Annotated in this window: 25 protein-coding genes; 12 read left to right on the top strand and 13 right to left on the bottom strand. The window is 71.0% G+C overall.

Annotation, left to right across the window (positions count from 1 at the left end; translation table 11 throughout):
- Positions 1-16 precede the first annotated feature (16 nt).
- Entirely contained in the window at positions 17-733 is a 717-nt protein-coding gene (locus IFR14_RS14800; RefSeq protein ID WP_191941526.1) for a nucleoside/nucleotide kinase family protein, read from the bottom strand.
- A 221-nt stretch (positions 734-954) separates the two neighbouring features.
- On the opposite strand from IFR14_RS14800, the gene IFR14_RS14805 reads away from it, so the two are divergent.
- On the top strand, positions 955-1683 hold the full coding sequence (locus IFR14_RS14805) for an SDR family oxidoreductase (protein ID WP_191941527.1): 729 nt from the start codon (positions 955-957) through the stop codon (positions 1681-1683).
- A 36-nt stretch (positions 1684-1719) separates the two neighbouring features.
- Complete coding sequence (locus IFR14_RS14810; protein ID WP_191941528.1) at positions 1720-2703, top strand: LacI family DNA-binding transcriptional regulator; 984 nt, start codon at positions 1720-1722, stop codon at positions 2701-2703.
- Between the two features lie 136 nt (positions 2704-2839).
- Here IFR14_RS14810 and IFR14_RS14815 read toward each other — a convergent pair whose 3' ends face one another.
- Together IFR14_RS14815 and IFR14_RS14820 are read right to left on the bottom strand one after the other, a co-directional pair.
- Positions 2840-3781: a linear amide C-N hydrolase gene (locus IFR14_RS14815; protein ID WP_191941529.1), complete on the bottom strand. Its 942-nt coding sequence runs from the start codon at positions 3779-3781 to the stop codon at positions 2840-2842.
- Between the two features lie 39 nt (positions 3782-3820).
- A complete protein-coding gene (locus IFR14_RS14820) occupies positions 3821-4372 on the bottom strand; it encodes a GIY-YIG nuclease family protein (protein ID WP_191941530.1) in 552 nt (183 codons plus the stop codon).
- 538 nt (positions 4373-4910) lie between these two features.
- On the opposite strand from IFR14_RS14820, the gene IFR14_RS14825 reads away from it, so the two are divergent.
- Entirely contained in the window at positions 4911-5237 is a 327-nt protein-coding gene (locus tag IFR14_RS14825; protein ID WP_124769757.1) for a GIY-YIG nuclease family protein, read from the top strand.
- 615 nt (positions 5238-5852) lie between these two features.
- On the opposite strand, the gene IFR14_RS14830 is transcribed toward IFR14_RS14825, so the two are convergent.
- Together IFR14_RS14830 and IFR14_RS14835 are read right to left on the bottom strand one after the other, a co-directional pair.
- Positions 5853-7031, bottom strand: coding sequence for a Gfo/Idh/MocA family protein (locus IFR14_RS14830; protein WP_191941531.1), 1179 nt, complete (start codon positions 7029-7031; stop codon positions 5853-5855).
- Entirely contained in the window at positions 7028-7870 is an 843-nt protein-coding gene (locus IFR14_RS14835) for a class I fructose-bisphosphate aldolase (RefSeq protein WP_138944854.1), read from the bottom strand. The genes IFR14_RS14830 and IFR14_RS14835 overlap by 4 nt, the downstream gene beginning before the upstream one ends.
- A 125-nt stretch (positions 7871-7995) precedes the next feature.
- On the opposite strand from IFR14_RS14835, the gene IFR14_RS14840 reads away from it, so the two are divergent.
- Positions 7996-9072, top strand: a complete 1077-nt coding sequence (locus IFR14_RS14840; protein WP_191941532.1) for a carbohydrate kinase family protein — start codon at positions 7996-7998, stop codon at positions 9070-9072.
- A 25-nt stretch (positions 9073-9097) separates the two neighbouring features.
- Positions 9098-10120, top strand: coding sequence for a LacI family DNA-binding transcriptional regulator (locus IFR14_RS14845; protein ID WP_191941533.1), 1023 nt, complete (start codon positions 9098-9100; stop codon positions 10118-10120).
- 326 nt (positions 10121-10446) lie between these two features.
- Here IFR14_RS14845 and IFR14_RS14850 read toward each other — a convergent pair whose 3' ends face one another.
- The 3 genes from IFR14_RS14850 to IFR14_RS14860 all read right to left on the bottom strand — a co-directional run bounded on the left by IFR14_RS14850 (position 10447) and on the right by IFR14_RS14860 (position 13697).
- Positions 10447-12219 carry a glycoside hydrolase family 3 protein gene (locus tag IFR14_RS14850; RefSeq protein WP_191941534.1) on the bottom strand — a complete coding sequence of 591 codons (1773 nt, stop codon included), beginning with the start codon at positions 12217-12219 and terminating at the stop codon, positions 10447-10449.
- 136 nt (positions 12220-12355) lie between these two features.
- A complete protein-coding gene (locus IFR14_RS14855) occupies positions 12356-13309 on the bottom strand; it encodes an alpha/beta hydrolase (RefSeq protein ID WP_191941535.1) in 954 nt (317 codons plus the stop codon).
- A gap of 22 nt (positions 13310-13331) precedes the next feature.
- A complete protein-coding gene (locus IFR14_RS14860; RefSeq protein WP_191941536.1) occupies positions 13332-13697 on the bottom strand; it encodes a MerR family transcriptional regulator in 366 nt (121 codons plus the stop codon).
- Between the two features lie 121 nt (positions 13698-13818).
- Here IFR14_RS14860 and IFR14_RS14865 point away from each other — a divergent pair, with 121 nt between their 5' ends.
- From IFR14_RS14865 to IFR14_RS14885, 5 genes are read left to right on the top strand one after another with little or no spacing between them, the layout of a single operon-like run.
- Entirely contained in the window at positions 13819-15015 is a 1197-nt protein-coding gene (locus IFR14_RS14865; RefSeq protein WP_191941537.1) for an MFS transporter, read from the top strand.
- 50 nt (positions 15016-15065) lie between these two features.
- Positions 15066-15917 (top strand): siderophore-interacting protein, encoded by an 852-nt coding sequence (locus tag IFR14_RS14870; RefSeq protein WP_191941538.1) that lies wholly within the window; start codon positions 15066-15068, stop codon positions 15915-15917.
- Between the two features lie 56 nt (positions 15918-15973).
- The gene (locus IFR14_RS14875) at positions 15974-16909 is read left to right on the top strand and encodes an ABC transporter substrate-binding protein (RefSeq protein ID WP_191941539.1); all 936 of its coding nucleotides are present in this window, start codon (positions 15974-15976) and stop codon (positions 16907-16909) included.
- Positions 16906-17961 carry a FecCD family ABC transporter permease gene (locus IFR14_RS14880; protein WP_342365713.1) on the top strand — a complete coding sequence of 352 codons (1056 nt, stop codon included), beginning with the start codon at positions 16906-16908 and terminating at the stop codon, positions 17959-17961. The genes IFR14_RS14875 and IFR14_RS14880 overlap by 4 nt, the downstream gene beginning before the upstream one ends.
- Positions 17958-18986 (top strand): iron chelate uptake ABC transporter family permease subunit, encoded by a 1029-nt coding sequence (locus IFR14_RS14885; protein ID WP_191941540.1) that lies wholly within the window; start codon positions 17958-17960, stop codon positions 18984-18986. The genes IFR14_RS14880 and IFR14_RS14885 overlap by 4 nt, the downstream gene beginning before the upstream one ends.
- Before the next feature lie 18 nt (positions 18987-19004).
- Here IFR14_RS14885 and IFR14_RS14890 read toward each other — a convergent pair whose 3' ends face one another.
- The 4 genes from IFR14_RS14890 to IFR14_RS14905 all read right to left on the bottom strand — a co-directional run bounded on the left by IFR14_RS14890 (position 19005) and on the right by IFR14_RS14905 (position 20717).
- On the bottom strand, positions 19005-19244 hold the full coding sequence (locus IFR14_RS14890) for a helix-turn-helix domain-containing protein (protein WP_159879522.1): 240 nt from the start codon (positions 19242-19244) through the stop codon (positions 19005-19007).
- The gene (locus tag IFR14_RS14895; protein WP_191941541.1) at positions 19244-19894 is read right to left on the bottom strand and encodes a DUF2975 domain-containing protein; all 651 of its coding nucleotides are present in this window, start codon (positions 19892-19894) and stop codon (positions 19244-19246) included. Before IFR14_RS14895 ends, IFR14_RS14890 begins: the two co-directional genes overlap by 1 nt.
- A 100-nt stretch (positions 19895-19994) precedes the next feature.
- On the bottom strand, positions 19995-20327 hold the full coding sequence (locus tag IFR14_RS14900; protein ID WP_191941542.1) for a biopolymer transporter Tol: 333 nt from the start codon (positions 20325-20327) through the stop codon (positions 19995-19997).
- Between the two features lie 81 nt (positions 20328-20408).
- Positions 20409-20717, bottom strand: a complete 309-nt coding sequence (locus tag IFR14_RS14905; RefSeq protein WP_079706962.1) for a hypothetical protein — start codon at positions 20715-20717, stop codon at positions 20409-20411.
- A 283-nt stretch (positions 20718-21000) separates the two neighbouring features.
- Here IFR14_RS14905 and IFR14_RS14910 point away from each other — a divergent pair, with 283 nt between their 5' ends.
- Positions 21001-21486 carry a pyridoxamine 5'-phosphate oxidase family protein gene (locus IFR14_RS14910; protein WP_191941543.1) on the top strand — a complete coding sequence of 162 codons (486 nt, stop codon included), beginning with the start codon at positions 21001-21003 and terminating at the stop codon, positions 21484-21486.
- Between the two features lie 21 nt (positions 21487-21507).
- Here IFR14_RS14910 and IFR14_RS14915 read toward each other — a convergent pair whose 3' ends face one another.
- Positions 21508-22920: an aminotransferase-like domain-containing protein gene (locus IFR14_RS14915; protein WP_191941544.1), complete on the bottom strand. Its 1413-nt coding sequence runs from the start codon at positions 22918-22920 to the stop codon at positions 21508-21510.
- Here IFR14_RS14915 and IFR14_RS14920 point away from each other — a divergent pair.
- A complete protein-coding gene (locus tag IFR14_RS14920) occupies positions 22919-23833 on the top strand; it encodes a DMT family transporter (RefSeq protein WP_191941545.1) in 915 nt (304 codons plus the stop codon). The genes IFR14_RS14915 and IFR14_RS14920 overlap by 2 nt on opposite strands.
- Positions 23834-23837 lie beyond the last annotated feature (4 nt).

Genomic DNA, 23837 nt, shown 5'->3' on the forward strand with positions numbered 1-23837 from the left:
GCGACTGCAGGGTGGATCAGACGCCGTGGGTGGACTCGGTCTCCACCGGCGTCGACGCGTCGAGCGTGACGATGCGGGTGGCGCGCTGCTTGGTCGCGTCGACCAGGCGGGCGTTCGGCTCGTCGACGCCGAGCACCCAGGCTTCGGCCTCGTCGCGCGGGTGTCCGTGACCGAGGCGTCGGGCGATGAGTCGGTCGCGGCGGACCTCGTCGTCCACGTCGACGTACCAGGACTCGTCGAGATGCGCGGCGACACCCTGCCAGCCGTGGTCGTCGAACAGGAGGTAGTTGCCCTCCGTGATCACGAGCGGCACCTCGGGGCGGACGAGGACGGCACTGCCGATCGACGCCTCGAGCGAGCGGTCGAACCGGGGTGCGTAGATCGGCGTGCCCGGTGAATCGGCGGTGCGCCCGGCACGGGCGAGGCGGGACAGCAGTGCGATGTAGCCGTCGACGTCGAAGGTGTCGGGCGCGCCCTTGCGGTCGCGTCGCCCGAGGCGGACGAGCTCGGCGTTGTCGAGGTGGAAGCCGTCCATCCCGACGATGACGGCCCGGTCGCCGAGCGCCGCGGCGATCGCGTCGCTCACGGTGGACTTGCCCGCACCGGGCGCACCGACGATCCCGAGGATCCGGCGGGACCCGGTGGCGGCGAGGGAGCGGGCGTGATCAATGAGGCCATCGAGGTCGACGAAGCCATCGAGGCCGGTCCCGGCGGTGGTCGTCGTGCCGCTCATCGTGATGCCTGACCTCTCCTCAGAGCCGACCGGTCGCGGTCGCGCCGTCGCCCGACTCACGGTAGGTCCAGGGGATGCGTGTGTCAACACCGGATGTCACCGGTGTCATCATCTGCCGCAGAAATCCATGTCACGGGTGACATGACCGTCATTCCGTGGTTATGATGCTCCCGACCCGGTGCACCGACGCACGGGCCTCATCACGTCGATCGGACCACCTCATGACTGACTTCAACGGCCGCACCATCCTCGTCACGGGAGCGAGCGGCGGCATCGGCGGCGCGACCGTCCGCCACCTCGTCGCAGCGGGCGCGCAGGTGATCGCCTCCGGTCGCAACGTCGAGCACCTCGACGCCATCGCCGCCGAGACGGGCGCCGAACCGCTGCCCTTCGACCTCACCTCGGAGGACAGCATCCGCGACGCGATCGAGGGACGCGACATCTGGGGCGTCGTGAACTCCGGCGGTTGGGGCGGCGAGATCGCCTCTCCACAGGAGACCGACATCGACGTGTTCGACAAGGTCATCAGCATCAACGCACGCGGGTCGCTGCTCGTCACCAAGTACGCGTCCCGCGAGATGATCCGCCAGGAGCGCGGCGGGGCGATCGTCAACGTCTCGAGCCAGGCGAGCCTCGTCGCCCTCTCCGGCCACATCTCCTACGGCTCGTCGAAGGCCGCGCTCGACAACATCACACGGGTCTCCGCCCTGGAACTCGGGAGGTACGGCATCCGGGTGAACGCCGTCAACCCGACGGTCGTGATGACACCGATGTCCGCCTGGTACTGGGGTCGCCCCGACATCGAAGGCCCCTTCCTCGAGGCGATGCCGCTCGGCAAGTGGGCCACCGAGGACGACATCGCCGGCCCGATCACCTTCCTGCTGAGCGACGCCGCCGGCATGATCTCGGGCGTCTCGCTGCCGATCGACGGCGGCTACACCGCGCGCTGACCCGATCCGGCACGACCGAACGGGAGGGACCCGAGCATGGCCACGATGCGCCAGATCGCCGCAGCCGCCGGCGTGAGCGCGAAGACGGTCTCGCGGGTCTTCAACGACGACCCGCACGTCCTCCCGGCGACCCGAGAACGGGTCGAGTCGATCATGCGGGAGCTCGACTACGTGCCGAACTCCCTCGCGACGGCGTTCCGCTCGGGCCGCCCGTCGGTCATCGGCGTCGCCGTCCCCGACATCGTCGACCCGTTCTTCGCCGAGATCGCGCGTGCGGTGGAGCGGACGGCGCGCGATCACGACATGTCGACGCTCGTGACGAGCCTCGGCGACGACCCGGACCGCGAGCGCGCGGTCCTCGAGCCGATGCTCCGGCGCCAGCTGGCCGGAGTGGTGCTCGCGCCGATCAGCGACGACCAGAGCTCACTGGCCGCGTGGGCGTCGCGGACGCCGTTCGTGTTCGTCGACCGCGCGCCGGGTGGCCTCGCCGCCGACGCCTTCACGCAGGACGACTTCGGTGGGGCGTTCGCGGCGACGACGCACCTCGTCGAGCACGGCCACCGCCGGATCGCCTTCGTCGGCGACGAGCTGGCCCTGCCGACGACCGCCGAGCGGCTGCGCGGGTACCGGGCGGCACTCACCGAAGCCGGGCTGCCCGCCGACGAGGAACTCATCGCCCTCGGCGCGGCGACCCGCGAGGGGGCGGCTCGTGCGCTGGCGGCGATCGACTCGAAGGCGACGGCCCTGTTCTCGTCGAACGCCGTCTGCACGATGGCGTTGCTGCCCGCACTCGCCGAGCAACCGCTCCCACTCGTCGCGTTCGGCGACTTCCCCCTGGCCGAGCTCCTGCGACCGTCGGTGTCCGTGATCACGCAGGACCCGGAGGCCCTCGGTCGACTCGCTGCGGAACGGATCATCGACCGACTCGACCGCCCCGATGCGCGATACCGCCGGAGCACGGTCCTCCCGGTGCACCTCGTCGAGCGCGACTCATGCCGGGCCGCGCCCGCGGTGCGCTGAGCCCTCCCGACTCAGCGCCGCCCCGTATAGCCGTCGAATCCCCGGCCCCTGAACCATCTCGGTCCCTGAGCCTGTCGAAGGGCGCCACGCGAACGCCCCGAAAACTCCACCGGCTCGGGAACCGAAACCGGCCGGCCTAATAGGGCAACGTCGCCGGCGCGAGCTCCGCGGTCTGGTCGCCGACGCGGCTCGGGTCGCGCGGGTCGAGGCGACGGACCTCGCCGACATCCGCGAGTTCGTCGAGCTCGATCCAGAAGATGTTCGGACTCCGTGTCGAGCCGAAGTAGTAGACCCGGTTCGTGAGGTCCGCCCCGGCCCGCCACCACGTCGGGTACACGTCGCCCGTCGAGTACGGCGCGCCGTACGGCACCGACACGTTCGCGATGAGCTGGAACACACCCGCCACCGCCTCGACGGTGTCCGCCGGCTCCGGCAGGTAGTGGAGGAAGTAGGAGGCCCGCACGAAGCGGTCGACCGAGGTGATGTCGCCGGGAGGCGGCAGCTCGCCGCCGAACGGCCGGTAGCGGTCGCGGTTGGCGAGCTGCTCGTCGAGGCTCGGCGAGTTGGCCATGACGGTGTACTCGCGGCCGTGGTGGACCACGAGCCGGCCGTCGATCGGCTCGATGATCGCGGAGTCACCCGATGCGTCCTCGATGGCGATGTGGATCCCCATCTGGAGGCCGCGGAACATCGGGGACGTGATGCGGACCGTGTCGATGTCGGCGATGGCCTCGGCGACCGAGGCGTAGGTGTCGAGGAGGTACTGCACCCACAGCGCGTTCGAGACCGTCGGACGGCCGTCGGGCTCGGCGAACGTCACGTCCTCCGGGTCGAGATACAGTGCGTGTGCTCCGAGGCCCGCCGTGTTCAGGCCGTCGACGGTCCCCATCCCCCACATGCTCGTGACGACACTGCCGTACCGGGAGGTCCACCGGTGCGAGGTGGCGTCGCCCGTGCCACCTCGGTCGGTACCGCTCGGGACGAACCACAGCTCGGGTTCGTCGCTCTCCGACCAGTCCATGCAGCGGCTGACCGTCTTGGCGACCGCGTTGTCGTTCCAGAAGATTCGAGTGCACACGCGCTGAGCGTACTCCGAGCGCGGTGCTCGACGGAGGGGCTATCGCCCACGCAGTGCCGCCGCCTCGCTGAGCCAGCGGCTATAGCAGTCCCAGGGGTCGACGTCGCGGGCGACCGAGGCGATGTGGGCGAGCAGTCGGGGCGACCCCGTGAACCATTCGGAACGTTCGAGGCGCTCGCGGGCGAACTGTTCGTGACGCGCACGCTCGACGTGCCGGTCGCCGCGTTCGAGGGCGAGCAGTTCGTCGTGCCAGATCGCGGCGAACCGCTGGCGGGGGTTCGTCGTGGTGCCGATCTTCACGCGGTCGCCGTGACGGAGGTAGTACACGACGTCGATCCGCGGCCGGGCGAGGTCGTCGTCGGGCACGTCGCCGTGCCGCCACTCGCACGCGGCGCACAACCAGGCGGACGGGTAGTGCCGGCCGAGCCGCGAGCCGCACATGATGCACGGCGAGGGCAGGGCATCGACCACACCCCAACGGCGCTCCGCCCAGTCGGCGGCGAGGGCCACGTGATCCTCGCAGAGCGCGACGGGCGCGTCGACCGGTGCCGCGGCGTCACACCCGGGTTGTACGCATCGTCTGTGGGGCATCTCCCGAGTGTCCCCCACCCCGCCGACACCGACCTCCAACCCCGGTCCCTGAGCCTGTCGAAGGGCACACGAACAGACCCCACCCTTCGACAAGCTCAGGGACCGAACGGTTGCGCCGGCAGGGACCGAACGGACGGGCGAACAAAACGATCGACTTCAACCCCGGTCCCTGAGCCTGTCGAAGGGCACACGAACAGACCCCACCCTTCGACAAGCTCAGGGACCGAACGGTTGCGCCGGCAGGGACCGAACGGACGGGCGAACAAAACGATCGACTTCAACCCCGGTCCCTGAGCCTGTCGAAGGGCACACGAACAGACCCCGCCCTTCGACAAGCTCAGGGACCGAACGGTTGCGCCGGCAGGGACCGAACGGTTTGGCACTGCAAGGGACCGAACGGTTTGGCACTGCAAGGGACCGAACGGGCGAAGCGGCAGGGTCGAGCGACGGTCCTCCACAACTCCCCTGTGATCCGAGAGCGTCCACCGTCGGACGTCAGCGCAGACCGACAGGATCGAGGTCCTGCGAGGCTTCCCGGATGCCCCACGTCTACATCCTCAAATGCGCCGACGGATCCTTCTACACCGGCAGCACCATCGACCTTGCTCGACGAGTCGCCGAGCACATGGACGGCCTCGGAGCGACCTACACCCGCGAGCGACTGCCCGTCACACTCGTCTGGTCGGCCGAGTACGACCGCGTGGACGACGCATTCTTCATCGAGAAACGTCTTCAGGGGTGGAGCCGGGCGAAGAAGCAAGCCGTGATCGACGGGCGGTTCGACGACCTCCCGCGCCTCAGCTGCTCGCGGATCACCGCATGGCGCGATCCAGAACCCGGAACGGACCCGGTGGCCGGTCCCTGAGCCTGTCGAAGGGCACACGGACAGCCCCCACCCTTCGACAAGCTCAGGGACCGAACGGGTGGGCCGGCAAGGACCCAACGGTTGGGCCGGCAAGGACCGGCTGGGTGAGCGGACAAGGACCGACCCTTCAGAAACGACCGACTCCGACCCCGGTCCCTGAGCCTGTCGAAGGGCACACGAACAGAGCCCACCCTTCGACAAGCTCAGGGACCAGACAGGTGAGCGGACAAGGACCGACCCTTCAGAAACGACCGACTCCAACCCCGGTCCCTGAGCCTGTCGAAGGGCACACGGACAGACCCCACCCTTCGACAAGCTCAGGGACCGATCGGTTGGGCTGGCAGGGACCCAACGGGTGGGCTGGCAAGGACCGGCTGAGTAGCCGGACAGGGACCGACCATTCAGAAACGGCCGACTCCGACCCCGGTCCCTGAGCCTGTCGAAGGGCACACGGACAGACCCCACCCTTCGACGAGCTCAGGAACCGATACGTTGCGATGGCAGGGACCGGGCAGGTGAGCGAACAGGGAGCGCCCTTCGACACGCTCAGGGAGCGGACCGGCGAAGGGCGTTCGGCTGGGAGACGATCGGGTGGCCTCCCAGCCGATGCGCACGTCACAGCGCAATCGCGCGACCCTCCTCATGGGAGCGGATCGCCGCTCGGTAGATGTCGTGGGTGAGCGCCGCCTCCTCGGGGCGCGCCGCCCCGAACCGGTCGCCGAGCGAGCCGTGCCGCTCGGCGAGGAACACGGCCCACATCTGGAGGATCGTGTCGGAGAACCCGGACTCGAAGTTCGGGCCGGTCACCGTCGGCCAGACCGACTGGCTGCCTGCGTCGAGCTGCTGCCACACCTGCTCCCGACCGCCACCCGGGATGTCCCGCACCGCGAACACCTCGACGAGCTTCGGGTTCTTCGTGCTGAACCGGACCCCGCCGTCGAGACCGATCGCCTCGAACTCCCACGTGTTCTTCTGCCCGGGATCGATGCGCTTCGTCTCGGTCGTGAGCGGGAAGCGGACACCGTCATGGGTCGCCCAGCTGTGCAGCACCGCGTTGTCCCACGTGTCGCACGGCACGAGCGAACCGTCGGGACCGGGACGCTCGGTGACGATGTTCTGCAGCACCCCGTACACGCTCTCGGGTGCCCAGCCGAGCCGCAGCGGCACGTGCCAGGTGTGCATCCCGAGGTCGTTCATCACGCCGGCCTCACCGCAGAACTGCGTCTGGCGCTTCCAGTTGATCTGCTTGCCCCGATCGATGTCGCTCGAGTGCAGGAAACTGTTGCGCGCCTCGACGATCGTGCCGAGCGCTCCGGACCGCACGTAGTCGATCGCCAGCTGCGCACCCGGGAAGAACGGCATCTCACTCGAACACCGGACGAAGCTCTCCGGGTGCTCGGCCATCGCCGCGAGGACGGACTGCGCGGCCGCCGCGTCGATCCCGAAGGGCTTCTCCGCCAGCAGGCTCTTCCCGGCCCGGATGACGTCGGTGTAGATCTGCTCGTGGAGGTCGTGACGCACGGCCACGTAGACGACGTCGACCGACGGGTCGACGAGCAGCTCGTGGTAGTCCGTGGTCTTCGTGACGACCGTGTCGATCTCGTCGAACCAGTCGAGCGCCGCCGGATTGATGTCGCAGACGGCCGTCAGTCGCGGTCGCACCGGGTGGTCGATGAGTGCCGGCCAGCGCTGGATGGCGGCTGCGATCTCGCGCCCCATGAGTCCACCGCCGATGATCGCGACGTTGACGCGCTCCGCCGTCGCCCGGTCGGCCGTCACCTGGTCGGCGCTCATGCGCGAGCCGCCTCGAGGATCGCGAGGCCGGCATCCGCATCGGCCCCGTCGTGCAGCACCGCCATGAGTGCCGCGGTGATGGCGGCCGGGTGCTCGTGCTGGATGATGTTGCGGCCGTAGACGATGCCGCTGACCCCCGCGTCGAGGACGGCGACCGTGCGCTCCAACAGGGTCCGGTCGTCGACGCGACCGCCGCCACGGACGAGGACGGGGATGTCTCCGGCGACCTGCACGACGCGTGCGTACTCGGTGATGTCGCTACTCGGATCGGCCTTGATGAGGTCGGCACCGAGTTCGACCGCCTGGCGCACGAGGGTGACGATCTTCTCGATGTCGCCGTCGACCTGGTACCCGCCGGCCGTCGTGTTGTCCTGCATGACGAGCGGTTCGATCATGAGCGGCATCCCGTACCGGGTCGCTTCGCGACGCAAGGCCATGATCGAGCGGATGTTCGCCTCGCGGACCTCGGGGTGCTCGGGGATCTGCATGAGGTTGACGCACACGGCGACGGCGTCGAGCCGGACGGCCTCCTCGATCGCGTGCGGCACGTGGTGGCTGTAGAGGATCGAGTCGAGGGGGTTGCCGTAAACGTTCGCGACGTCCGTCCGCAGGACGAGCGCAGGCTTGTCCTTGCCGGGGACCTGCTGCAGGAGACGGGCCTGGCCGAGGGTCAGCTGGACGGCGTCCGGGCCCGCGGCGACGAGGGTGCGGACGACCTCGCCCATGTCCTCGATGCCGGTGATGAACGAACGCTCGCCGAAGAACCCGTGGTCGACGGCGACGTCGAGCGCGCGACCTGATCGGGCGTTGAAGAGACGATTGAGGCGGTACAGCGACATTGCGGCGGCTCCTGATCGTGACGGGGAGGGTTTCCGAATCGTCCCTCGGTGTGTCACAGTAGTGGCCTGAGACAACGTTGTCTAGCTTGCACCGGGTCACCCCCGGCGCGAAGAACGGAGGGTCCATGGGCGAGATCGTCATCGCCGGTCACATCTGCGTCGACCTGTCGCCAGGGCTGAGCGCGAACGCACGCATCGATCCGGGCGCCCTCATCGACACCGGCCCGCTCCGCATCTCCCTCGGCGGCTGCGTCGCGAACACCGGCCTGGCCCTCGCCGATCTCGGGAGCACGGTCCGCCTGCACGCGACGGTCGGCGACGACGAGCTCGGCGCGATCGTCGCCTCACGCATCGCCGCGCACGACCGACTGCACCCGGCGCTCGAGGTCACCGACCGGGCCGCGACCTCCTACAGCGTCGTCGTCGAGCCCGCCGGCCTCGACCGGACCTTCTGGCACCACACGGGCGCGAACGAGGTGTTCACCGGCGAGCACCTGGCCGTCGGCGACGCGGACCTCGTCCACCTCGGCTATCCCCCGCTGCTCCCCGGGATCGTCGCCGACGATGCGGCGCCCCTCGCGAAGCTGCTCGAACGGATCCACCGACACGGCGCGACCACCTCGATGGACCTCGCCGTCGTCGACCCCACGAGCGCCGTCGGCCATCTGGACTGGGAGGCGATCCTCCGGCGCACCCTGCCGCTGACCGACGTCGTGAGTCCGAGCGTCGACGACCTGCGTTCGGCGCTCGGCACGCTCCGCCTCCCGGCCGGAACCAGCGCATCGCCCCTGGCCCAAGCGGCGGCGTTCGCGGACCTCCTGCTCGCCTGGGGTGCCGGCGTCGTGGCGATCTCGGCCGGCGAGGACGGGCTGCTCCTCCGGGCCGCCGGTGTCGACCGCCTGCGCCTGGGCGGACGGATGCTCGCACCGCTCGCCGAGGCCTGGGCCGACGTCGACCTCGTCGCGCCGCCCGTCCCCGCACCCGCGTTCGTGTCGACCAACGGCGCCGGGGACGCGTCGACCGCCGGCCTGCTGTTCGCGATGTCACGCGGTGCCGCACCGGCGGAAGCCGCCGAAGTCGCGGGCGCGAGCGCCGCTGCGACGATCGCGGGACGCCGGCCGACAGCGGCCGAGATCACCCGACTGCGACCCGGACTCAGCGGCCTCTTCGCTGTCGCGGGGGCGGACGAGCCGATCGCGTGATCCCCCATACGCCAGGATGGTGAGCATGCGCAGCTCCCGACCCCCGACCATGAACGACGTCGCCGCGGCGGCCGGGGTGGGGCTGAAGACGGTGTCACGGTACGTGAACGGCGCGACGAACATCAACCAGGAGCTGTCGGAACGGATCGGCGCGGCGATCGAGGCCCTCGGCTACCGGCACAACCTGGCGGCCGCGAGCATCCGGCCCGGGCGGTCGAGCAAGGTCATCGGGCTCATCATCAGCGACCTGGCGAACCCCTATTACTCGGTCCTGGCACGCTCGGTGGAGCGCGTGTGCACCGAACACGGCTACCTGCTGATGTCCGCGAGCTCCGAGGAGGACGCCGACCGACACCGACTCCTCGTCGACCGGCTGGTCGCGCAGCGCGTGGACGGCCTCGTCGTCGTGCCACCACGGCAGGCGACCGCGGCCTGGGCGACGAGCACGGTCGTGCACGTCCCGATGGTGCTCGTCGACCGACCGACCGGGCCGCTCGAGTCGGTCGAGGTGCACACGGTGCTCGCCGACAACGCGGGCGGGGCGACCCGCGCGACCGCGGCCATGCTCGCCGCGGGCGCACGACGGGTCGCGTTCCTCGGCGACTCACTCGAGCTGTACACGATGCGCGAGCGACTGGCCGGCTACCACCGGGCGCTGGCTGAGGCCGATCTCGGCGGCGCGACGGGGACGGGGCCGATCGAGCCGATCGTCTCCGATGGCGCACACTCCGTCGAGGACGCCGCGGCGGTCGTGGCGGGGTTCCTGGCGTCGGGCGAGGTGGACGCCGTGTTCGCCGCGAACAACCGGGCCGCGATCGGGGCCATGCAGGCGTTCGCGACGGCCGGGCACCGGCTGCCGCTCGTGGGGTTCGACGACTTCGAGGCGGCACCGCTCGTGACACCGGCGGTGTCGGTGGTGGCGCAGGACGTGGCGCTCATGGGCCGGGTCGCGGCGGAGACGCTCCTGGCGCTCATCGCCGGCGAGGCGGGCCCGCCCGTGACCCACACCCTGGACGTGCGCCTGGAGCTGCGCGGCTCCGAGCGCTGACGCCCTTCGACAGGCTCAGGGACCGGAGGGGGTGCTCAGGGACCGGGAGGAGTGCTCCGGGACCGGAGGGGCATTCACGGGCGGTGGGAAGCGACCCCGAGCACGAAGAAACCGCGCACGGAGAACCGCTCCCTGAGCCTGTCGAAGGGCACACGAGAAGACGCCGCCCTTCGACGAGCGCAGGGACCGGAAGGGGGGGGCTCAGGGACCGGGAGAGGTGCACCCGGACGCCCTTCGACAAGCTCAGGGACCGGAAGGGGCGCTCAGGGACCGGAGGGGGTGCTCCGGGACCGCCCTTCGACAAGCTCAGGGACCGGGAGAGGCGCTCAGGGACCGGCGGGGTACGTGAGACCGTGGCCGAAGCGGAAGAGCGGGTCCTCGGTGTCGTAGGGGACGTCGGACCGACTCGCCTCGACGGCCGCCATCGAGCGCGGCAGGTCGAACGGGAGCCGACCCTCCGGCAGTGCCCGACCGAAGACGACGTCGAGGAACGCCGCATCACTGCCGCCGAAGCTCGCGACGAGCGCCGCGACCGCATCTGCCACCCCGGTGAGGATCGCCGGTCGGTCGAGGTGCATGTCGAGCACGGTCGGCACCGTCAGCGCGAGCGCCCGCAACCGCTCGACCTCGTCGGCCGGGATGTCGAGCGATCCGGCGTGGAACATGGCCTCGAAGCCGCCGGGACGCGGTTCGTACGGCGTCTGCATGCGCACGAGCGCGACGTCCGCCGACGCCGGATCCGCGACGACCTCGCCGTACGCGCCCGCGACCTCGGGGTCGACACCCTCCAGGTACAACCGGGGACGCGGCGAGCGCACCGGCAGCGTCTCCTCCACGTTCGTCAGGACGGTGAACGCGCGGCGCTGTGCGGCCTCGCCGGCGGCGACGAAGTCCGCGCGCCCGACGATCCCACTCGCGGCGCCCGCGTCGACGTACGGCTGCTCGAAGAGCCCCAGCACGAACTTCTCGCGCAGCAGTCGGCGCACCGAGGCGTCGATGCGATCCTCCGCGACACGTCCCTGCTCGACGAGTTCGACGACGAGCTCGGGGCGGGCCTCGCCACCGAACTGGTCGCAGCCGGCCTGCAGGATGCGCTCGACCCGGGACAGCTCGTCGAGGTGCTCCAGGCCCCATGCCCGTGCAGGCATGTCCTGCCCCATGATCGACGTGTCGGTGACGAGTCCCCAGTCGGTGCAGACGATACCTGCGAAGCCGAGCTCCTCGCGGAGGAGCCCGGTGATGATCCCGTGGTTGAAGGCGAAGGCGACCTCCTCGTGCTCGGTCCCGACGGGCATGCCGTAGTAGGGCATCATCTGCGCGGCTCCGGCGGCGATCGCGGCGCGGAACGGGATGAGGTGGTAGTCGAAGTTGTCGCCGGGGTACACCTGTTCGCGCCCGTAGGCGAAGTGCGGGTCCTCCCCGTCGAGCTGGGGCCCACCACCCGGGAAGTGCTTCGTCATCGTGGAGACCGACTGCGGCCCGAGTTCGGCGCCCTGGAACCCTCGGATGTAACCGGCGACGAGTTCGGCACTGAGCTCGGCGTCCTCGCCGAAGGTGCCGCCGATGCGCGACCAGCGCGGTTCAGTCGCGAGGTCGACCTGCGGGTGGAGCGCCAGCCGGATCCCGACGGCGAGGTACTCCTGCCTCGCGGTGTCGGCGAACGCCTCGACGAGGTCGGCCGACCCGATCGCCGCGAGGCCGAGCGTCTCGGGCCACTGCGAGAACGCACCGGCGCGGGCCGCCGTCCCGACGTTGTCGGTGAAGTGGTTGCGGGGGTCGGTCGACAGCGTGACCGGGATGCCGAGTCGGGTCCGCGACGCGCGCTCCTGCAGGGCGTTCGTCCACTCGGCGAGGGCCGTCGTGTCGGGCGCGGTGCCGAGGACGTTGAAGTGGGACATGAGCTGCTCGCCGATCATGTGCTCGCCGCTCGCGAGTCCCATGTGCGGGTTCGCCTCGTCGATGGGGCCCGGGGCGATCATCGTCTGGAAGAGCATGCCGGCCTTCTCGGCGACGGTCATCCGTCCGAGGAGGTCCTCCACCCGGTCCTCCACCGGCAGGCTCGCGTCGCGGTAGGGCAGCGCCGGTTCATGCTCGCTCATGGGTGGTCCGTTTCTCGTCAGTGAGTGGGGCGGCGTCGGGATCACCCGGGCTCAGGCGAGCCGGAAGCGAAAACCGAACTCCGTTCGGGAACGGAGCGTGACTCCAGTATGCCCGCTGACGAGGATCACGCAAGACTCAGTCGGCGTGGGTCCCCTTGGCGCGCAGCCCGTCGGCCAGCCAGTCCAGCGACGGGGAGACGCCTGGCGCGGCCGGATGGCGATTGAGGTGGCCGTGCAGGACGCCCGGCTCGAGCCGACTGCGGACGGAAGCGCCGGCGGCCTCGGACGCCGCGATGAGCAGCTCCCCCGACGGCCGGAGGTCGTCGAACTCCGAGAGCAGGACCGACAGCGGCGGGCGGTCCGGGGTCACGGGGACGATTCCCGGCAGGGCGAGCTCGGGCACGTCCTCCAATCGACCGACGTAGTTCCCGACCATCCAGTCGATCGACTCGGTCGGGAAGCGCATGAAGTCCGGGAGGACCGCCATCTCGGCCAGGAGGTCCGCAGGCAGTGCTGGCACGACGGCGTGCAGGAACGGGTACGCCAGCAGCACGGCGTCCGCGCGACGATCGCTGCGGAGTGACGCGGCGAGCGCGAGGGCCGCTCCGGCGCTGGCCCCACCGATGGCCGTCCGCGCACCGGGAACGGCCGACCGCTCGTCGTCGAGCTGCTCCCAGACCGCGAGCACGTCGTCGAGCGGCACCGGGTACCGCGTCGTGCCGTCCGCCAGTCGGTAGTCGACGGAGACGACCTCGGCACCCGCCCGCGCCGCCAGTTCGGCGCTCACGACGTGCGCCTCCGGCCAGTCGAGCGTCCCCGCCGCGAAGCCGCCGCCGTGCACCCAGAGGAGGGCGGCACCACTGGCGTCCGCCGGGACGTAGCGCCGGATCGGGACCGCACCGTGCGGGCCGTCGACGACCTCGTCGGTGATCACCACATCGCTCGGCGGGTTCCACGGCCCGTCGTCGCCATACGCGGCGAGTCGTTCCTGGAACGCCTCGTCGAGCGTGCCGCCGGCAGCGGCGCGATCGGCGGTCGAGAACCCGTCGAAGAGGCTCAGGCGGTCGCGGTAGTACGGATCGAGTGACATGCGCCGAGCCTACCCAGCCGACTCAGACCACGACGCCGCCGACGCGGTGGAGGTAGACGTCGATGGCGTCCCGGCTCTCCTGGATGCAGCCGAGCTTCGCATCCAGTCGCTCGCGATGCTCGAGCAACCGCTCCAGCACCTCCGCCGAGGGCGTCACCTGGTAGATCGTGTCGTCGTCCTCGAAGCAGGGCAGGACCTGGAGGATGAGCGCGGTCGGCATGCCGACGGCGATCAGCTCGCGGATGCGCTGCACCTTCGCGACGAGGTGGTCCCCGTACTCGCGGTACCCGTTCGGGCAGCGGGTCGGGCGCAGCAACCCCTGTTCCTCGTAGTACCGGAGCAGCCGCGGCGTGCTCCCGGTGGCCGCCGCCAGTTCGCCGATGCGCATGCAAGACCCCTTCGACCGAGTTGTGTCCCCTTGGAGCAGCCGTCGGTGCCGGGCGGATATTCCCGGCGCACCCTCGTCGACTTGACCCTGCCACCAGTGGCAGGCCGGGAGACTCACCGACATGACCACCGACAGCGTGCGCACGACACGATCCACGACCCCTCCTGCCACCCGAACCCGCTCTCCCCTCCCGACCGCGCTGCTCCTCGCCGCCGTCGGATTCGTGACGCTCCTCACCGAGGTGCTCCCGGCCGGGGTCCTCCCCGCGATGGCCGCCGACCTGGGTGTCTCGGAGTCGATCGCGGGCCAGAGCGTCGCCGTCTTCGCACTCGGTTGCATCGTCGCCGCGATCCCGCTCAGCCGTGCGCTCGCGAAGCTCGACCGCCGGACGGTCGTGCTGCTCGCCCTGGTCGTCTCGGCACTCGCGAACGCCGGCACGGCCGTCGCACCCGACCTGCTCACGCATCTCGCGACCCGGTTCGTCGCGGGGCTCGTTGCCGGCGTCGTCTGGGCGATGCTCCCGGGGTACACGCGCGGGTTCACCACCCCGGAGCGGTTCGGCTCCACACTCGGCATCGTGCTGTCCGGTGCCACACTCGGCTTCGCGCTCGGCGTCCCGGCCGGCGCGGTCCTCGGTGAGGAGTTCGGTTGGCGCGCGGTGTTCGGGATCGTCGCCGCCGCCACCGCGCTCCTCGGCGTCCTCGCGGTCGTCGTCGCTCCTCGCGTGACAGGCAGCGCCCCCGGGCGTTCGACACGCATGGGTGCGGCGCTCCGCATCCCCGCGGTGGTCACGATCCTCGTCGCCCTCGCCGTCTGCATCATCGGCCAGAACATCGCGTACACCTACCTCGCACCCGTCCTGTCCTCCCGAGGGACGCCCGTGCCGCTCGGGGTGCTCCTCGCCACCTTCGGTGTGGCGTCGGTCGTCGGCACGCTCGGCGCCGGACGGCTGGCGAACCTGCGCCTCGGGACGACCATCCTCACGGCCGCCCTCCTCGGGACCGTCGGCCTCGCCGTCGTGGCCTGGGATCCCCCAGTCGTCGTCCTCCTCATCGCCGCGGCAGGGTGGGGACTCGCCTTCGGCGCCTACTCCGTGCTCTTCCAGGTGGCGATCGCCCGGGTCGCCGGGAACGCTGCTGACGCGGCCCAGTCGGCGCTCGTCACGGTGTGGAACTGCTCGATCGCCACCGGCGGGGCGGTCGGCGGGATCATCCTCGGCACCTGGGGCCCGGCCCTGCTCCTCCCGGCAGCGGCCGCGCTGACCGTCGTCGCCATCCCCCTCTGCGCCGTGATCGCACGCGTCGTCCGCCGCGGGTGAACGACGGAGGACCCGGCACGCCGCAGCCGGGTCCTCCTAGACTCGATGCGATGCCCGTCCCGTTCCTGCACTCGCCGAACATCCTGTTCGACACCGTCGTGGACCGCACGGAGCGGCTGTCCCCCGGCTTCGTCCGCCTCACCCTCGCCGGTGCCTCGCTCGCCGACTTCGCCCCGTACGAGCGGGACCAGCGGATCAAGATCCTGCTGCCGGGAGACGACGGCGCCTACCCGGACGGACTCCACGACGGCCTGCCGGAGCACGCGTGGCGGCGGGCCTGGCGCGCACTCCCACCGGCGGACCGCCCGGTGATGCGCAGCTACACGGCCCATCGCGTCAGGCCGGCGCAGCAGGAGGTCGACCTCGACGTGTTCATCCACGAGCCGGCTGGCCCGGCCAGTCGATGGGCGCTCGGGGCGCGGCCGGGCGACCGGTTGCTCGTCTCGGGTCCGGACGTCCGTCGCGGCGACCCGACACACGGTGTCCAGTGGGCGCCCAGTACCGCGACGACCGTGCTCATCGCCGCCGACGAGACGGCCTTCCCCGCCGTCCACGGGATCCTGCGCTCCCTCGACGAGGACGTCCGCGCCCACGTCCTCCTCGAGCTCGGAGACCCCGCCGACACCGCCCTGCTCGGGCCACTGTTCGAGCGTCACACGGTCGAGGTCCATGAACGGGCCGGGCGGCCGGGCGGTGACGCGCTCGTCGCCGGCGTCGAGCGGTGGCTCCATCTGCACGGGTCGTCGGCGGCGACACTGGGCACCGACTTCGCCGCCTGGCTGGTGACCGAGAGCACCCGGATCCCCCTCCTGCGCGCTGCGACGACCGACCACGGGATCGATCCGGAGCGCGTCCACGGGCAGGGCTACTGGAACGCTCGCCCCAGAGCCACACCCGAATGAAGGTTATGCTTGCCTTACTCGGTCGCATGCCTCGCGACCCGTTCGAAAGGTGATCCGTGCCCCTCCCCCTCGCCCATCGTCGACGTCTCGTCGCCGTCGCCGCCCTCTCCATCGCCGCCCTCGGCCTCTCCGCCTGCAGCAGCTCGAGCGCCTCGACCCCCTCGGACACCGCGACGAGCGCGACGCACGTCATGGAGCACGCCCACGGCGAGACCAGCATCCCCGACGCACCCAAGCGGGTCGTCGTCCTCGAACCGGTGCAGCTCGACACGACCGTCGCGCTCGGCATCACCCCGGTGGGCGCAGCGGTGCTGAACGAGACCGCCGGCGTCCCCGCCTACCTCGGCGAGAAGGCCGCCGACATCCCCACCGTCGGGACCGTGGCGGAGCCGAACGTGCAGCTGATCGCCGCCGCGAAGCCCGACCTCATCATCGGCACCGAGTCGCGACACTCCGCCCTGTACGACCAGTTGTCCGAGATCGCGCCGACCGTCTTCATGGCGACGCAGACCGACCCCTGGCGCGACAACGTGCAGTTCGTCGCCGAAGCACTCGGTGACCCGGACGGCGCGGATGAACTCCTCGACGCCTACGACGCACGCTGCGCGGAGATCGCCAAGGAGCACGACACCGCCGGGAAGACGGCACAGCTGATCCGCCCCCGCGACGGCGTCCTCACGCTGTACGGCCCCACCTCCTTCGCCGGTAGCACCCTCGAGTGCGCCGGGTTCACGACGCCCGAACACGCCTGGGAGGACATCTCCCTCGACCTCTCCCCCGAGCGCGTGCTCGAGGCGAAGGCCGACCAGGTCTTCGTGACGAGCGTCGATCCCGACGACACCTCGACCCTGCCGGCCTCCCTCACCGCGAACACGGACGCCTTCCCCGAGCTGCACCTGGTCGACCAGTCGTTCTGGATCACCGGCGTCGGCCCCCTCGGCGGTATGGCCGTCCTCGACGACCTCGACCGGCTGCTCTCCGACGGGTCGTGACGAACCCGACCGCGACCCTGACCGCCCGCGACACCTCGGTGAGCGGGCGGGCGACGCAACGACACCGCCTGCTCGTCGTACTGCTCGCGGGCGTCGCGGCGCTCGCGGTCGCCGTCCTCCTGTCGCTGTTCGTCGGCGCGAACCCGATCGCACCGGATGACGTCCGTGCGGCGCTCCTCGGCACGGGCTCGGACGAGGCGGACTTCGTCGTGTGGGATCAGCGGGTGCCACGCACGGTCGCGGCGCTGGCCGTCGGTGCGGCCCTGGGCGTCGCGGGCGCGCTCATGCAGGCGTTCACCCGGAACCCGCTCGCCGACCCCGGCATCCTCGGGGTCAACGCCGGTGCAGGCTTCGCGGTCGCCGTCGGCCTGGCGTTCCTCGGCGTCCGGGCGCCGGGCGACATCGCCTGGCTCGCCTGCGGTGGGGCGCTCGTCGTCACCCTCGTCGTGTACGCGATCGGTTCCGGCGGGCGTGAGCAGTCCTCCACCGCCCGCCTCACCGTCACGGGCGTCGCCTTCGGTGCCGTGCTCGCCGGGCTGACGACGGGGATCGCGATCACGCACCCCGACGCGTTCGATCGGATGCGCGGCTGGAACGCCGGCAGCCTGCTCGAACGCGACCTCGGTGTCGTCGTGCCGGTCCTCCCCTTCCTCGCCGTGGGGCTCGTCCTGGCCGCGGCGAGCGCGCGAAGCCTCAACGCGATCGCCCTCGGTCCGGACGTCGCCAGAGCACAGGGCGTCAGCGTCACGCGCAGTCGCATCCTGGTGCTCGCCGCGGTGACGCTGCTCGCCGGTGGCGCCACGGCGATCGCCGGGCCGATCGCCTTCGTCGGCCTCGTCGTGCCCCACCTCGTGCGCTGGTCGGTCGGCAATGATCAGCGCCGCATCCTCGGGGGTTCGGTCCTCGTCGGCTGCGTCCTCGTGCTGTGCTCCGACGTCGTCGGACGGATCGCGGTGCTCCCAGGTGAGATGCCCGTCGGGCTCGTGACCGCGTTCGTCGGGGCGCCCGTCCTCATCGCGCTCGCCCGACGCAGAACGGCCTCGGGCCTGTGAGCACGACACGGGAACGGGAGACCGCCGGTCCTGTCACCGGGCACCGACCGACACGACGGACCCTCCTCGTCTGCGCCGCCGTCGTCCTGGCGATCGTCGTCGCGGCGATCGCCGGTCTCGCGCTCGGCGACTACCCGCTGACCACCGACGAGGTGATCGGCGTCCTCACCGGACGCGTCGACGGCCTGGCCCGCACGGTCGTCCTGGACTGGCGACTGCCCCGCGTGCTCGCGGCGATCGGTTTCGGCGCAGCGCTCGGTGTCTCGGGAGCGATCTTCCAGACGCTCACCCGGAATCCGCTCGCGAGCCCCGACATCATCGGCCTCGCGAACGGCTCGTTCACCGGGATGCTCGTCGCGCTCCTCCTTCTCGGCGGCAGCTGGCCGGCGTTGATGGCCGGGTCGCTGATCGGCGGTCTGGCGGCCGCGGTCGCGATCTTCCTGCTGGCCCTCCGCCAGGGCTTGTCGGGCTTCCGCTTCATCGTCGTGGGCATCGGCGTCTCGGCCATGCTCGCGGCGTTCAACAGCTGGCTCCTGCTCCGGGCCGACCTCGACGTCGCGCTCTTCGCGGCGGCCTGGGGCGCGGGGACGCTCAACACCGCGACCGCGACCGTCGTCTGGCCGGCACTCGCGTGCCTCGTGGTGCTCTTCGCGGTCCTGCCGTTCGCCGCCCGTCCGCTCCGCCAGCTGGAACTCGGTGACGACGTGGCCGCTGCGACCGGGGTGCGCCTCACCCGTGAACGCGCCATCCTCATCGGCCTCGCGGTCGCGCTGGTGAGCGTGGTGACCGCCGTCGCCGGCCCGATCGCCTTCATCGCCCTGGCCGCTCCGCAGATCGCCCGCCGGCTGACCCGCTCGCCGGGCATCCCGCTGGTCGCGACGGGACTCGTCGGCGGCCTCCTGCTCCTCGCGTCCGACCTCGTGGCCCAGCATCTGATCCCGCTGACGGTGCCGGTCGGCGTCGTCACGGTGGTCGTCGGCGGGCTGTACCTCACGCAGTTGCTGCTCCGGGAACGCCGACGCTGACGGTCGGTACCGGACCACTCAGCGGGCGTCGTCGAGCTCCAGCAGTTCGCCGACCGTGCAGTCGAGCACCCGGCAGATCGCCGTCAGCGTCGAGAACCGGATCGCCTTCGCTCGGTCGTTCTTCAGCACGGACAGGTTCACCACGCTCACCCCGACGAGCTCGCTGAGCCGGGCGAGGGTGAGACCACGGTCGGCGAGCAACCGGTCGAGGTTGCAGTGCACGCCGGTCGCGATGTCCTCCTCGGGCGCCGGCACCATCAGACGAGTCCCTCGGTGTCGGCGCGCAGGCGCTCACCGGCGCGGAAGGCGATCGCGAGGCCGCCGACCGCCATGGCGACGAAGAACGGGATCCAGGTGAGCGGGTAGGGGGTTCCTTCGACGGCGCCGTCGGTCGCGGCCGCGAGCGCGCCGTTGGACGCCATCGTGCCGAACCAGGTGTCCGCGATCCACCCGCAGAGGATGGCGATGGAGGCGATCGAGAGCAGCCGTGCGTTCCCGGGCGCGAAGGCATCGCCACGCAGCAGGCGGCGGAAGAAGCGGAACGCGCAGACGATGACCACGAGGTTCGCGATCGCCGGCAGGATCGCGGCGAGCAGCACGCACACGAAGGTCACCACCGGGAGGTCGGCCACGACGACCGAACCCTGGTCGATCGTGAAGGCGCCGGCTCCTGCCGCACTCGGCAGGACTGCGTCGACGGCGTCGAAGAACACGGGCACCCGGGTCCCGTCGGTGCCGAAGATATCGAGCAGCCGGAGGACGAGGGTGACGACGACGACCCCCGCCGCGACGACGGCGGCACCGAGCACGGACACGAGGTCGTTGCGGTTGGAGCGCTGGGTCTTCGCGGCCTGCCAGGCCGCGTGGTCGAAGCCGGACGGCGTCGGGCGATCGGTGGACTCGGTCATGATCATCACATCCATATCGATTGTCGTTGGTATCGATAAACGATATGTCGAAACTGATCAGAACGCAAGAGCGGGCGGAGAGCACGTCCACCCGACCGGATCACCCGGGCGGTGACTCGTCGAGCGCATCGAGCTCCCGCAGCGCCGCCTCGGCGCGCTCGAGTCGATCGCCCTCCGACTCCTCCCACCACTTCGGGCCGCGTTCACCGAGCCCGTGCTTCGCGAGCCCGACGCGACGGCGGGCAGCAGCGACCGCATCCTCGTCACCCGCCCGCTTCCCGACACCGACACCGGAACGCCCACGACCGAGATGGGACTGCAGGGACGCGACGAGCTCCGACGGCAGAATCGGATCCGTCCGGCGCCAGCGCCTGCCGTTCACCACGAACCAGTGGTCGTCCTCCACCGGCCCGTCGTCCGATCGCGGCGTCACGGGTGCCTCCTGGAGACGACGCAGGGCCCGGCCCGCCGCGAATGCGGACGAGACCGGGCCCTGGAGGTCATGACGACGCGATCAGCCGTTCTTGACGGCGTCGAGCACGCCCGCCCAGCCGAAGGCGGAGATGGCGTCGGCGAAGGTCGAGTCGCCGCGCCCCTCGCCGATCTGCTTGCCCGAGGCGTCGCGGACGACGACCGTGTGGTCCTTCTCGGCCTCGGTGCCGTTGCCCTCCTCGATGAAGTCGATGTGGATCTCGCTGTCGCCGAGGGTGCCGGTGACCGTGGTCGTGGCGTCCTTCTCGGTGGTCTTCGTCGTGAGGAACGGACCGCCGCCAAGTGCCGCGAGCGCCTCGTTGATCTGGTTCGTGAGCGATGAGGTGTTCATGTGTCTCTCCCTACGGTGGTGAAGCGTCCAGGGTAGTGAGCGGACCCGGGAACGGCGGGAGCATGGCGCTCGCGCACGAGATGTGCGATGGGGCGAGCGGAGACGTCGACTGGAGTCGGCGACCGGACACGACGACCGGAGTCGCCGCAGGAGCAGAAGATCCGCCTCGCGTCAACGGTCGGCACCATCCAGGTGCCGTCGGAGCCGCGAGTCGTAGGCTGCGAGCCACGCAGACCGGCACCCCGACACCGACGGGCCGGTCGACGAGACGAAGGAGACCCCCATGGCCGGAGACACCGACCCCTACACGACCCTCAACAAGCTGCTCGCGGACTTCCGCTTCGCGATGCTCACCACGGTGGACCTCGACGGCAAGCTCGTCGCCCACCCGCTCACCGTCCAGGAGCGCGAGTTCGACGGCGACCTGTGGTTCATCGTCGGCAAGGACGCCTCCGCCGTCCAGCAGCTCGACGTCAACCCGAACGCCGGCGTCACGCTGAGCTCGGACAGCTCATGGGTGTCGCTCGCCGGCACCGCCGAGCTCGTCGAGGACCACGCCAAGCTGGAACAGCTCTGGAACAGCGTCGTCGAGGCCTGGTTCCCGGACGGCCCCTCCGACCCGCGCGTCGGTCTGCTGAAGTTCTCGGCCGACAGCGCCGAGTACTGGGACAGCCCCGGCGGCAAGATCGCGACCGCCGTCGCGTTCGTGAAGTCGAAGGTCACCGGCGAGACCTACGACGGCGGCGACAACGCGAAGCTCAACCTGTAACGAACGGTCGCCTGAACACCTTCAGGCGCGTTCGTCCGCCAGGACACCGCCGAGGGTGCGGGCCGCCTCATCGAAGCGACCCGCGTCCTCGCCGGAGTAGTTGACCCGGAGGTAGGGCCCCGCGGGCTCCGCCGGGAACCACTCGGTGCCGTTCGAGACGATGAGCCCACGGCTCTCGCAGGTGCGGACCACGCGCGGCACATCGGTGCCCTCCGGGAGCCGCAGCCACAGGTTCAGTCCACCGAGCGGCAGCCGCTCGAGGTGCGCCGTCGGGGCGTGCTCGCGCAGGCTCGCGACGAGCAGGTCCCGCCGGGCCCGGAGGAGCGGTCGCAGACCACGGAGGTGCGACCGCCACCCGGGCTGGGTGACCACGTCGAGGGCCGCGGCCTGCAGGACCCCACTGATGTACATCGACTCGGCGGCCAGGTCGGCCAGGATCCGGTCGTGGGCGGGCCCCCGCGCGATGACGGCGGCGACCCGCAGCGCCGGCGAGACGCTCTTGGTCAGCGACCGCAGGTAGATGACGTGTCCGTCGTCGTCGAGCGCGGCGAGCGGCCGGGCATCGACGTCGATCGCGAGGTCGTGCGCCCAGTCGTCCTCGATGAGGAACGCGCCGTGCCGCCGGACGGTCTCGAGGATCGCGACCCCCGTCTCCGGCGACCAGCGGCCGCCGGTCGGATTCGCGAAGGTCGGCTGTGCGTAGAACGCCCGCGCACCGGTGTCCTGGAACGCGCGCTCCACGACGTCCGGGTCCGGTCCGTCCGGGCCGGTCGGCACGGGGACCAGCGTCACACCCGCCTGCTCGGCCGCGAGGATCGCACCCCAGTAGCTCGGCGACTCGATGAGCATCGGCTGCCCCGGGCCGACGAGTGCCCGGAAGATCGAGCTGAGTCCGCTCTGGCTGCCGGAGATCACGATGACGTCCCGCGCGGTCGGCGGCGTGACCCCGGGCGGTGCGGCTTCCGCGAGGTCGGCTGCGAACCACGCCTGGAGTTCCGGCGACCCGGCCGCCGGTGATCGGGTCATCACCACGTCGGTGCGGGCGGCACGCGCGAGCGCGGCGCGGACCAGCCGTTCAGGCAACAGTTCTCGGGCGGGGTATCCGGAGTGCATCGCGATCGCGGCGGGTGCGACCGACCGTTGCGCCGAGGAGAGCGCGCCAGAGCGCCACGGCAGCGCGCCGAGCGCAGCGGTCTGCCAGCCGTAGTCCACCGACCGCGCCGGACGAGCCGCACGCACGAAGGTGCCGACGCCCGGCCGACTCTCGATGAGCCCTCGGCCGGCGAGCTGGCGCATCGCGTTCTGGACGGTGACGGGGCTCGCTGCGAACTCGGCGGTCAACGCCCGATTGGAGGGCACGCGTGCACCCGGAGGTGCCGCTGCGATCCAAGCGGTCATGGCGGCGACGATCCGCCCGGTGCTATCGTTGTCCATGAGTCCACAGAGTAGCGTTATCGTGACGCCGGCGCGAGTGTTATCCCGCAGCGGGCTCGACTGGGGCTTCCTCGGCGTCCTGGCGTTCTCCTTCACGGTCCCCGTCACGAAGGTCGCACTCGTCGGACTCTCGCCACTCTTCATCGGTTCCGGGCGCGCGGTCATCGCAGCCCTACTCGCCGCGATCACCCTCGCCACTCTGCGAGCCCGACGACCGACCGGCGTGCAGTGGGCTCGCGTCGCGATCGTCGCCGGCGGCGTCGTCGTCGGATTCCCGCTCCTGACCTCCTTCGCGCTGACCACCGCTCCCGCCGGTCACAGCGCCGTGGTGATCGGCCTCCTCCCGGCGGCGACGGCGGTCGCCGCCGTCCTCCGGGGCGGCGAGCGCCCGACGCGTCGCTTCTGGATCTTCGCGGGGTCTGGCGCGGTCGCGGCGATGGTCTTCGCCTCGGTGCAGCACGGCGGCCTCGCGCCGCTGGCCTGGTCGGACCTCCTCCTCCTCGGCGCCGTCGTCGCGGCCGCCGTCGGCTACGCGGAGGGCGGACTGCTCGCCCGGGAGCTGGGCTCCTGGCAGACGATCTCCTGGGCGCTCGTCGTGGCAGCACCGCTCATGATCGCCCTCATAGCGCTGTCGGTCGTCCAGCAGCCGCCGACCGCCGCCATCGGCAGCTGGCTGGCGTTCGGCTACCTCGGCGTCGTGAGCATGTTCCTCGGCTTCTTCGCCTGGTATCGCGGACTCGCGATCGGCCCGATCGCCCGGGTCAGCCAGATCCAACTCGTCCAGCCGGTGCTGAGCATCGTCTGGGCGGCCCTCATCCTCCGCGAGCGACTCGACTGGGCCACCGTGCTCGGCGGGCTCGCGGTCATCCTGTGCGCCGGCCTCGCCGTCCGCACCCGTCTCGACCGGAAGTGACCCC

Origin of the sequence: Plantibacter sp. CFBP 8775 (genome assembly GCF_014839505.1) — a bacterium.
Lineage (GTDB): Bacteria > Actinomycetota > Actinomycetes > Actinomycetales > Microbacteriaceae > Plantibacter > Plantibacter auratus.